Origin of the sequence: Winogradskyella sp., assembly GCF_965656915.1 — a bacterium.
GTDB lineage: Bacteria > Bacteroidota > Bacteroidia > Flavobacteriales > Flavobacteriaceae > Winogradskyella.
This window is the reverse complement of sequence record NZ_CBFHMI010000021.1, coordinates 25960-36497: the sequence shown is the minus strand read 5'-3', so window position 1 is coordinate 36497 and position 10538 is coordinate 25960. Positions and strand designations below refer to the sequence as shown.

At 30.9% G+C, this 10538-nt stretch carries 13 protein-coding genes; 1 reads left to right on the top strand and 12 read right to left on the bottom strand.

Annotated elements, in window-relative coordinates; translation table 11 throughout:
• The first annotated feature begins 39 nt into the window (after nt 1-39).
• The gene (locus ACTG3Y_RS07530; protein ID WP_439152312.1) at nt 40-873 is read left to right on the top strand and encodes a universal stress protein; all 834 of its coding nucleotides are present in this window, start codon (nt 40-42) and stop codon (nt 871-873) included.
• Nucleotides 874-1026: 153 nt separating this feature from the next.
• On the opposite strand, the gene ACTG3Y_RS07525 is transcribed toward ACTG3Y_RS07530, so the two are convergent.
• From ACTG3Y_RS07525 to ACTG3Y_RS07470, 12 genes are all read right to left on the bottom strand, one after another.
• Nucleotides 1027-1689 carry a hypothetical protein gene (locus ACTG3Y_RS07525; RefSeq protein ID WP_439152311.1) on the bottom strand — a complete coding sequence of 221 codons (663 nt, stop codon included), beginning with the start codon at nt 1687-1689 and terminating at the stop codon, nt 1027-1029.
• An 11-nt stretch (nt 1690-1700) separates the two neighbouring features.
• A complete protein-coding gene (locus ACTG3Y_RS07520; protein WP_439152310.1) occupies nt 1701-2150 on the bottom strand; it encodes a hypothetical protein in 450 nt (149 codons plus the stop codon).
• 68 nt (nt 2151-2218) lie between these two features.
• Complete coding sequence (locus ACTG3Y_RS07515) at nt 2219-2575, bottom strand: Hsp20/alpha crystallin family protein (protein ID WP_439152309.1); 357 nt, start codon at nt 2573-2575, stop codon at nt 2219-2221.
• Between the two features lie 201 nt (nt 2576-2776).
• Complete coding sequence (locus ACTG3Y_RS07510; RefSeq protein WP_439152308.1) at nt 2777-4150, bottom strand: MBL fold metallo-hydrolase RNA specificity domain-containing protein; 1374 nt, start codon at nt 4148-4150, stop codon at nt 2777-2779.
• 2 nt (nt 4151-4152) lie between these two features.
• Nucleotides 4153-5004, bottom strand: coding sequence for an ATP cone domain-containing protein (locus tag ACTG3Y_RS07505; protein ID WP_439152307.1), 852 nt, complete (start codon nt 5002-5004; stop codon nt 4153-4155).
• A 78-nt stretch (nt 5005-5082) separates the two neighbouring features.
• Nucleotides 5083-5490: a hypothetical protein gene (locus tag ACTG3Y_RS07500; protein ID WP_439152306.1), complete on the bottom strand. Its 408-nt coding sequence runs from the start codon at nt 5488-5490 to the stop codon at nt 5083-5085.
• Between the two features lie 12 nt (nt 5491-5502).
• Entirely contained in the window at nt 5503-6357 is an 855-nt protein-coding gene (locus tag ACTG3Y_RS07495; protein ID WP_439152305.1) for a universal stress protein, read from the bottom strand.
• Nucleotides 6358-6393: 36 nt separating this feature from the next.
• Nucleotides 6394-7230, bottom strand: coding sequence for a universal stress protein (locus ACTG3Y_RS07490; RefSeq protein ID WP_439152304.1), 837 nt, complete (start codon nt 7228-7230; stop codon nt 6394-6396).
• A gap of 75 nt (nt 7231-7305) precedes the next feature.
• Nucleotides 7306-8148, bottom strand: a complete 843-nt coding sequence (locus ACTG3Y_RS07485) for a universal stress protein (protein WP_439152303.1) — start codon at nt 8146-8148, stop codon at nt 7306-7308.
• Nucleotides 8149-8168: 20 nt separating this feature from the next.
• The gene (locus tag ACTG3Y_RS07480) at nt 8169-9017 is read right to left on the bottom strand and encodes a universal stress protein (protein WP_439152302.1); all 849 of its coding nucleotides are present in this window, start codon (nt 9015-9017) and stop codon (nt 8169-8171) included.
• 265 nt (nt 9018-9282) lie between these two features.
• The gene (locus tag ACTG3Y_RS07475) at nt 9283-9651 is read right to left on the bottom strand and encodes a hypothetical protein (RefSeq protein ID WP_439152301.1); all 369 of its coding nucleotides are present in this window, start codon (nt 9649-9651) and stop codon (nt 9283-9285) included.
• 11 nt (nt 9652-9662) lie between these two features.
• The gene (locus ACTG3Y_RS07470) at nt 9663-10523 is read right to left on the bottom strand and encodes a universal stress protein (RefSeq protein ID WP_439152300.1); all 861 of its coding nucleotides are present in this window, start codon (nt 10521-10523) and stop codon (nt 9663-9665) included.
• Nucleotides 10524-10538 lie beyond the last annotated feature (15 nt).

Here is a 10538-nt window from a genome sequence, read left to right as displayed (position 1 = left end):
ATGAATCTATAGTACTTTACATAGGCAAAAGATACAGTTATGAAAAATATTCTTCTACTCACAGACTTTTCAGATAATTCAATAAATGCCATTAACTACGCCTTAAAGCTATTCAGTGGAAGCATTTGCAATTTCTATTTGTTTCATGTAGAACTCTCAAATACATATTTAAGTGATGATTTAATGGCAGGAGGAACTAAAAGTATATATGATTCTTTAGTTAAAAAGTCCAAGACCCAATTAAAAACACTTTTGAAGAATCTTAAATCTAAATCTAAACATGAAGATTTTGAGTTTGAAATGCTAATCGATCACGACGTATTCACAGACGCTATAAAACAAGTAGTAGATTTAAAACAAATAGAACTCATAGTAATGGGAACTAATGGTATTACAGGTGCTAAAGAAGTAGTATTTGGTAGTAATACCATCAACGTAATACGAAAGGTGTATTGCCCAACTCTAGTTATACCCGAGGATTTTGAATACCGAGCACCCAATCAGGTTTTATTACCACTAGATTTATATGACGCGCTTAGTGGTGATGCATTTACTGCTGTATTGAATTTTACAAAACGGTTTGGCAAAAAACTGCATATGGTTAGAGTCAACCCAAATAATGAAGACGCTGTTGAACAGGAAAAAGACAAACAAAATATTGATACACTTCTAACGGATTTAGATTTTGAGTATCATATGGTCACTGACATACCTATGCCACAAGTTGTAGATTCTTATGTTCAGATTAATAATATTCAAATAACAACGCTACTGGTTCAGGAAGAGAGTCTTTTTGAACGGTTCTTCATTGGCTCTCCAACTACGAAAATCAGCAATAAACTGAGAGTACCATTACTCGTATTTCATTCTTAGGATATAGTTAGAAGACCAATTCAAAATGAAAGCTTAATAAATGTATTCAAAATAGACCAGATTGCCTTTTTTGATGTGTCTAGTCATCTATAATTTAGGTATTGTATTTAGATTGATTAGTTTTATAATTGTAATAAAAGGCACTATTTCCAATTAATCTATTTCGTCATCAATTGGTTCTAATGCCTTAAAATTTACTAATTGCTGTTCTTCTAATACTGCAATAATCAATTCTACATAATCACTTGCTGAAGATTCTATAGATTGTGGATCTACAATATCTACATAACCCTTCCATATGAGTTCTCTATCTTTAGTAGGACAAATGCAGTACATACCTGTTTCTGCATGATATATTGTATACTCTTCATAATAATCTGGGTTGTAAAAAACATCCTGATAGCGAAGGTAATCTTCTTTAAATCTTACAAAAGTCTCATCATAAACATCAAAATTTTTAGTGTAAGCTATTTTGTCTTCTACACCAACAACCTTTGAAAAAATAATCGTATCAAAACCATCATTAATAAGGTCTTTTTCTAGTTTTGACAATTCTTTTTCTGTTAATTTCTCTGTTTTAAAGGTTGGTTTAAAATACGCTATACTTGTGTGTACCTCAGCACCTCTCATTTCTAATTGTTCTTTGAGTTTATCTTCAAATTTTTGTCTGGCAGCAATATTAGATGTTAGTCCTACCACGAGTACTTTCGCTGGAGCATAGGTTGTTATATCTGGATTTTTCCATTGGTCTATCAGCTGTGTTGAAGAGCAGTTAATTAATAGAAAAGCCAATAGTATTGTATAAAAATACTTCATGATGAGTTTATTTATCTTTTATCTATAAGATGCTTCTGCTTATTTTCTTGCATTACTAATTTTATGAGATCAAAAAGTTTGGTTTTAATAGTTTGATAACGCTTTTTAAATTCGCTAATAAGCTCAATTAAGTTACGGTGTTCCTTTCTATATGCTGTTTCTTCTTTAATTTGATCTACTCCATCTACCATAATAGATAATTCCTTTTCGTGCGATTTTACCGCATTTATTAATGTCTGTGTTTGTTTAAGAATTTTGGAAAGCTTATTAATTAAGGCTTTACTTTCTTCAAAATGATTATTATCTAGAATAGGAAGTGTATAAGATTTAATTAAGTCCTCAAAAAATAATTGTTCTTCTTTACAGAATTCTAATTCTGATATCCAGTTTTTAGACTCATAGTGCATTTCATCTGCACTTAACCATTCGGTATGTCTTGCATTAGTATGTATTGTTTTCATGATAAAAAATTTTGAAAAAAGCAGAGTATAATAACATTAATTTATACTCTGCTTTTAGTGAGTGATTTTTAGATAACCTCAACCTTTTTAGGTTGCTGTGCTTTAGCTTCTTCTTTTTTTTGAAGATTCAATTTAAGTATACCATCTTTGTAAGTGGCTTTAACTTTCTGATCTGTGTTTACAGTTTTAGGTAATGTCAATGATCTTTTAAAAGAATTGTAGCTAAACTCCTTAAGTGTATAATCCTCTTCTTTTTCTTCTACTTCATGCTTTTTCTCCCCGCATACATTGAGAACATTATCGTCAATAGTTACCTCAAAATCTTTCTTATTAAAACCTGGAGCTGCAAACTCAATTTCAAAATCATTATCGTGTTCTTTAACGTTCATTGCAGGCATTAAGCTATCTTCTTCAAAAAAAATCATTATTGAAAAAATCGTCGCTGCTTAAAAAGTTTTTTAAGCTATCATTTGTCCACGAAGGGAACAAACGGTTTCTGTTGTTAAATTTAATAAGTGACATAGTTTTAAATTTTTGTTGTTAAACTTAATTTATGTTTCTAATTTACTCAGGCTCTGTAAGTTTTGAAATGATATTAATCAGTTTAGGCATAGATTAATAAATTTTTAAAGTATCAATTTGTCAACATCCGTAAGCTTAGGTATTCTTACATACCAACCATAAGTGGCCTCAATTTTAACTCTAATTGCATCTAAGGCGTTTGGTTCACCATGAATTAAATACACACGCTCTGGTATATTCTTGATTCGACTCATCCAATGGATTAAATCATCTTGATCTGCATGTGCAGATAAACTTTCTATATTTTTTATGGTTGCTTTTACTGGATAGTATTTTCCAAAAAATCGAATTTCATGCACTCCGTCTTGTAATTGTCTACCACGAGTACCTTCTGCTTGATACCCTACCAATAAAACTGTTGTAGAAGGCTCATCTATTAACTGCTTTAAATAGGTTAATACACGGCCACCTGTTACCATTCCACTGCCAGCTATTACAATTTTAGATCTTGGGTCGTCGACAGTTTCCCAGGTTTCTCTGTAAGATTGTACAATAGTAACATGGTTACACATGGCGTTATACTCTTCTGTGGATAATTTATGCCATCCAGGAAACTGCTTAAATACTTCTAATACATTATTACCCATTGGACTGTCTATAAAAATTGGAATATTTGGAATTTTTCGTTTTTTATATAATTTCCACAGAATATACATCAGTGTCTGTAGTCGTTCTACAGCAAAGCTTGGAATTATTAAATTTCCTTTTTTACGAACGGTTTCATTTATAATCTCAGTTAGGACCTCTTCTGCATCTTCTTTAGGATGCAACTTATTCCCATAGGTAGACTCTACGAATAGAAAGTCTGCCCACTCTGGCATTTTAGGATCATTGAGCAGATAATCATCTCGTCTACCGATATCACCTGAAAAAACAAGTCGTTTGCCATTAATATCTAGCTCTATAAACGTAGCACCTATGATGTGACCATTGTATTGAAATCTGTATGAGATATGCTCAGATAACTGTAACCATTTATCTTCTATATCTACATGAAACAATTTTATAGTATTCTCAGATTCCTTAACGGTGTAAAAAGGTAACGCGGGCTTATGCTTAGTGTATTTCTCTTTATTTGCTTTTTCTGCTTCTTCCTCGTGTATTTTGGCACTATCTTTTAGAATAATTTCAGCTATAGCCAAAGTTGGTGCCGTACCAATAATTTTTCCTCTAAAACCTTGCTTAAACAGCCTCGGTAAATAACCGACATGATCTAAATGTCCATGCGTTAAAAGCACCACATCAATTATTTCTACTTGTACTGGAAGGTTTTCCCAGTTTAATTCTCGTAATTCTTTTAGTCCTTGAAACATACCACAATCAATAAGTATGTTTTTTTCAGAGGTTTCAATTAAAAATTTTGAACCTGTCACCACTCCTGATGCGCCTAAAAAATTAACTTTAATAAAATTATCCATAGCTAGTGATTTTGCATTGTACACAGTTGTGAAATTTCATTTAGAATCTTTTCTTTTCTTACTTCTGAAACACCTAAATGATCTAAATAAAACTTATCGTGAATTAATTCCCTACAGAGTACTACATTTCTACTCAATAAAAACTGTTTTTCTCTTGCGGTAAGCAATGTTGAAACTGTTATTGGGTATAAACCAAGACGATCAATTCTATCTTTAAGTGCATTATTTTCTGGATAATCCCAGCTCAATAAATAAAGACCACAACAATTACTGTATTGAATTGCATCTTCTGAAAATCTTGTATTTGTAACTACCCAACCTTGAGTTAAGGAGGTTCCGTTTTTTTTGTTTGCATTCCAATGTGCTTTTACATCCTCATAGCGCGAATGAATATACAGAGGCACTTTTACATTACAATTGATGCCTTGTTCGCCATGAAATTTACATTCAATTATTGTAGTTTCTTTTCCTTTATGAGCTACCACATCTATTTCGTGGGTGACACACTTACCTTGTAAAATAGGACCAATCTTAACCTTATAGCCAGAATATTTTAATATAGCTCCTACAAAGCGCTCAAACGGAAAACCAGTAGGTCCCAGCTCATAAATAGCTTTTTTTAGCTTGTATTTTGAAGCGAAATAACTCTTCTTTTTTTTGAGTAACGCAAAAGCTCTGTTATAAATCTCTTTTGTTGAGATACCTTGATAAAGCTCATCTCTCACCTTATCAATAATTTGATCAATAGTCTTTTTATCTGCACCTGTTCGCTTTAATGATGTACGAAGCTTAGAAAGTGAAAATTTAACACGCTCACCAGATGATTTTGTAATATCGATACTCTCATTTTCCATAACTATTGATTTAAAAAAACTGCCAAAACAAAATTTATCCTGGCAGTTTTAAACTAACTAATAAACATTGTTAAAGGATTAATTCAACTTAAAGTAATCTTTTACCCAAGCCTTTATTTGATTATCTGTCATACTATCAGCTTTAACAACATCTTTAATTTTAGACGCAAGCGTATTGTAATTAGTATTCAATTCTTTACTAAATTTTTGATTTGTACCTGCTGGTCCAAAAATCACCAATGCATTGGTGTCTTTAATTTTCGCAACTACATCTTCAAAATATTGTTTTAGTTGATGCTTTTCGCGCTCCAGATATTTACTATCTTTTATAACATCTTGTGGTCCGCTTTTAAATCGCTGACCAGATCCACCTTTAGCTTTAAAACGCTCTATATTAGATTTTACCGTTGTTAGTTTTTCAGAACCATTCTCTACTTCGACTATATAAGCCTTATCATTGTCTATCCAGACTCCTGTATGTTTCATAATATTATTTTTTTAGTTTCTTAAGTCATGCATCGCTAATATGGGCACATTGAGATGAAAGGATATTTCTTTTACCATAGGATTGGTAAGTATACTTCCAAAAAACGTGTGCTTTCTATTTATAAAAGCTACCATATCACTATCTCTACTTTCTACAAATATATTTACAGCCGTGATTACTGAATTATTAGAAAGCGTTTGAAATTTATATTTTGTGTCTTGTAAAATATCTTCTAGAAGTGCTTTGTTTTCCTTTTGAGATTCTGATAATGTCTCTGATTCTTCTACATATAATACAACTATAGTTGCATCACTCTTCTTGGCTATCTCTGTAAGGTAAATGAGCTCTCTTCGTTTATAATAGGTTTTAAATCCTGTGGGAAAAACTATTTCTTTTGGTAGTTTTAGTTCTGCTTTATTTGGCACGACAATTACAGGACAATTACGCACTTTTTCCATAACATAGATTGCAGTGCTACCAAAAGCAGTCGCTCTTGAGTAAGTTTCTCCTTTTGTTCCCATTATAATCATATCAATATCCTTTTTATCCACTACCAATTTAATAGCGTCAATTGTATTGTTGAATGTGGAGATGGTCTTAAATTGATGTTTCGCATCACTTGTACCTCGTAATATGAGTTTTTCCAAGACTTTTGCTAAGCCGTTTTCCGAATCCCATTTTTTGGTTTCGTAAAGCTCACTTCCTGGATCTAAATTCATTAGACTTTCCATAACATTCCCAGTAGCAGAAAAGACATTAAGGATATAAAAGTCTGTTTCTTGGTCTTTGTACAACTCTGTGGCATAATTAATAGCATGCCAAGCGTTATCTGAGAAATCTGTTGGTAGTAATACTTTATGTCTCATGATGTTATGATTTATTTGTACTGATACTTGTTTTAATTACTCCTTCATAGATGGAATTACAAAAAATGGTACTGTTGCATGGAATCCGATTTTCTTTATAACAGGTTCATGTATTATACTTTCAATAAAGCTGTGCTCGTAATTAATCATTACCAATATGTTGATATTGAGTTCTTCAATAAAATCTATTATCGCATTTGCTTTCTTTGTATAATCGGGCATCCAATGGAAAGAGTGCGGATAATTCTCTAGATAGGTCTTAAGCATTGCTAAATTATAATTTTGCTTATGATTTAGGTTTTCTTCTTCATTAATATGAACTACTCTAATTTTAGAATTGTATAAATCTGCCAAACGTTTAAGTGGTAATAATTCCTCTCCATAGAATCTATTAAAATCTGTTGGAAATGCGATCTGCTTTGGTTCTTCAAAATCAAATTCGTGTGGAATTAAGAAAATAGGACAAGATTTAGTGTGCTTTATAATCTTCACCGTATTGCTACCAAAGAAGATTTCTTTTGCACGTGTAGCTCCTTTAGTACCCATTACTATAAGATTTATTTTATGCTTTTGAATGGCTCTCTCAATAGCGTCATCCATGGCTTCAGTACTTAAAATAATATCGAATTCGTGATTAGCATTTGCATCTGAAGATTCTGCTAGTTCTTTTAATTCTAACAATTCTTTCTTAGCCTTATCTGCCATAATATTTAACAACTTGTTGGTCATATTAGACATTGCTGAGGCCTTCATTTTACTGGAATGCAAAAAATAAAAATTACATTCTTCTTCTGCATATAATTTTAGTGCATATACTGCCGCACACCAAGCATTATCCGAAAAATCTGTCGGTAATAATATATTTTTTCTCATGGCTAAAAATCTTTTATTATACTAGAAATTTAAGACTAAGATTTAGCGTATGAAATGATATTAATCAGTATAAACCTATAGTCTTGAGGGAATTACTAAAAATGGCACATTCAAATGAAAACCAATTTGTTTAATTGCTGATTTAAAGAATAAGTTTTCGAAGAAGGAATGCTTATTGTTGATCATCACCAATAGATTAATACGTGCTTTCATCTGAAATTGTGTAATCGCTTCTGTAATATTTTGGTTCTTTATATTATGAAACAAATGCGCAATACCTTTAAAATAAGCCTCTAACTTTTTTCTGTTTTGCTCCTGAGCTTCAGTTAATTCTTCTCCGTAATACACATGCATTATATTAACACGAATATTATAAAGATTTGCAATATCTATTATCGGCTGAATGTGTTTGTCTTCAAAATTAACTTCATAATCTGATGGAAATAATAACTCATGTGGAGTTTCAAACTCAAAATCACTTGGAATTGCTAATACAGGACATTTGGCTTTATTAAGCACATGAACCGTATTAGAACCTAACAATACTTCCTTAACTCCCGAAGCACCTTTGGTACCCATAATGATTAGATCCATGGTATTGCCATGGTACAATTCATTTATTTCCGCAGTAAGTGTATTAAAAGTTGATATTTTGGAAAAAATATGATTTGGATTAGGAAACTCTTCTTCTATACGTTTAACTAGATCATTTAATTTATTCTTTGAAGTTTCTTTAACCGCTTCCATAACTTGAAGTTGCGGTGAACTCGCTTGCATATACTCAAACTGATAAATTATTGGAGTATATGTATTTAATAAGGTAAATGTGCATTTTTCATTTTTAAACAATTGCAATGCATATTTAATTGCATTCCATGAGTTTTTAGAAAAATCTGTTGGTAATAATACTCTTTTCATAGTCATAAGTTTTAAGTTATTTAATAGCGTCTAATATTTTGTAATGCTAAAAATGGAATATTTATATTCAGACCTACTTTGTCAATTTTAGATTGAAAAAGTAAATTTTCTAAAAACGAATGTCGTGTATTTACCATTACTAACATATCCACACTATTCTCCTTAATGTAGGTATAAATGGCATCGGTAAAGCTTTTATTATTTACGGTTTTAAAATTGAGATGGTTTTTACATAACTCTGTCTGCATAAAGTCTTTATTATTCTCTTGTCTCAATGAAAGTTTATCTGTTTTAGAAATATAAAGCACATCAATGGCTGCTCTGTATGAAGCTGCTAATTCGCATAATAATTTAAGTTCTCTTCGTTTGTAGGGTATTAAATAATTGGTTGCAAATACAATATGTCTTGGTTGTATACCCTTGTAATTTTCTGGTATTGCCAATACTGGACACTGTACGTATTTTAATACTTGTAATGTATGGCTACCAAAAGTTAATTTTCTATCATTTGTTTCGCCACGTGTACCCATAACAACAATGTCTATATTCTCTTCATCTACAATTTTATCTGCTTCATCAATAAGCATAGTATTAGAAGAAATAATATGATACGTGTGTCTAGGGTTTGGAGATAGCTTCTTTAAATATTTTAAAATACTTTCTAATTTTAGTTGAGATCTATTTCCAATAATATTAGTAACCTCATCTAAAGTCTCTTTGGTCAATAAATCATCATCTTTATAAATTTCATCTTGGAAGGCATGCATTATAAAGAACTCGCTTTTATCATATTTAAATAACTCTAAGGCATACTTTAGAGCATTCATTGCATTATCCGAAAAGTCCGTAGGCACTAATATTTTTCTCATGACATTGTATTTTCATTTGATTTAAAAATACATCTCATTACAGATTTAAACTATGATAAATATCAGATGCTGCGATATTTACATAATTTTTTAGAATTACGTTGAAACAAAAAAAAGAAGCCAAACTATTGTTTGGCTTCTTTCAAAAATTAATTGCAAAACTAATAGAAAACCCCCATTTTCAAATAGTCATCATTGAATACTGTTCTAAATGTAATAAGAAGGTATTGTTTATAAAATGATATATATCACTCTTAGCTAATATTTATAGTAATACAATACCATAAGCCATATTGAGTAAGTAAATACCAACAAAGAATAACAGCATATAAATAACCTGTACCAACTTAACATTAAGTATCTCTAACCAATTTACAGTTCGCTTAGGCAAGACGAATAATGCCAATCCTATAAATAAAGAGAACCAACCAAGCAGCGTAATTATTAGCTTGTAATTAGGCTCCCAGATATTATGAAAAATAATATTAAGAAGACCAATGATAATAGCTATAAAAGCAGAAATGATTAAGAATTTCTCATCTTTTAAATCATTAAAAATCTGCTTAATACGTTTTGGGTTGAGACTAAGTATTAAAAAGAAAATAATAAGGTACCAACCCCAAAACTTGGCCAAAAAAAATTGAATTATCCATAATATTTATTTTTTTCGTGTAAGACTAAAAAAGGTACATCTGTATGATAGCTAATTTTCTCTACCTTAGAATGAAACAAGATTTGCTGGAAGTAGTTTAGATTTTTTGCTACCATACAGATTAAATCTGTGTTTCTGCTTTCTACAAAACATTGTACAGCATCTTCTACTCGTTTATTTGATAGAAAATGAAAACTATAATCCTCATTAATAAAATAATCTTCTAACAACTCTTTATTTTTTAACTGATCTTTATTCAATTCTGGTTTTGCTTTGTTGATATGAACTATTCTTAATGAGGACTTAAACCGTTCAATTATATCAGAAACAGGTTTTAGCAGCTGAAGATTATGTGACAATGAAAAGTCTGTTGGAAATGCCACTTCCTCAGGTAATCTAAATTCTGCATTCTCTGGAATTGCAAAGGTATTACACTTTACTTTAGTAATAATATCTGCAGTATTAGTTCCCAAAATAATCTTTTCCAAACCTGTAGCACCTTTAGTACCCATGACAATACAATCTATCTGTTTTTCCTCTACTGTTTTACGAATAGATTCTATGAAAAAACTATAATCCGTTAGCGTGTAGAAATGATGATTTTTAGATTTGATAGATAATTTAGAGACTCGTTTAAGTAGTTCTCTTAGCTTTACCTTGGTTGGTTTAACGTAGACATCTTCCACTACTCCTCCATTTAAAACCAAAGGAGTATCATTAGCAACCAGATTATTAAGTCTAATTACATGTAACATATAAAAGTTACAATCTTGATTTTCAAAAAAATGGATAGCATATTTTATAGCGTTCCATGAATTTTCTGAAAAATCAGTAGGTAGTAATATATTTTTCATCGAACAACATCTTTA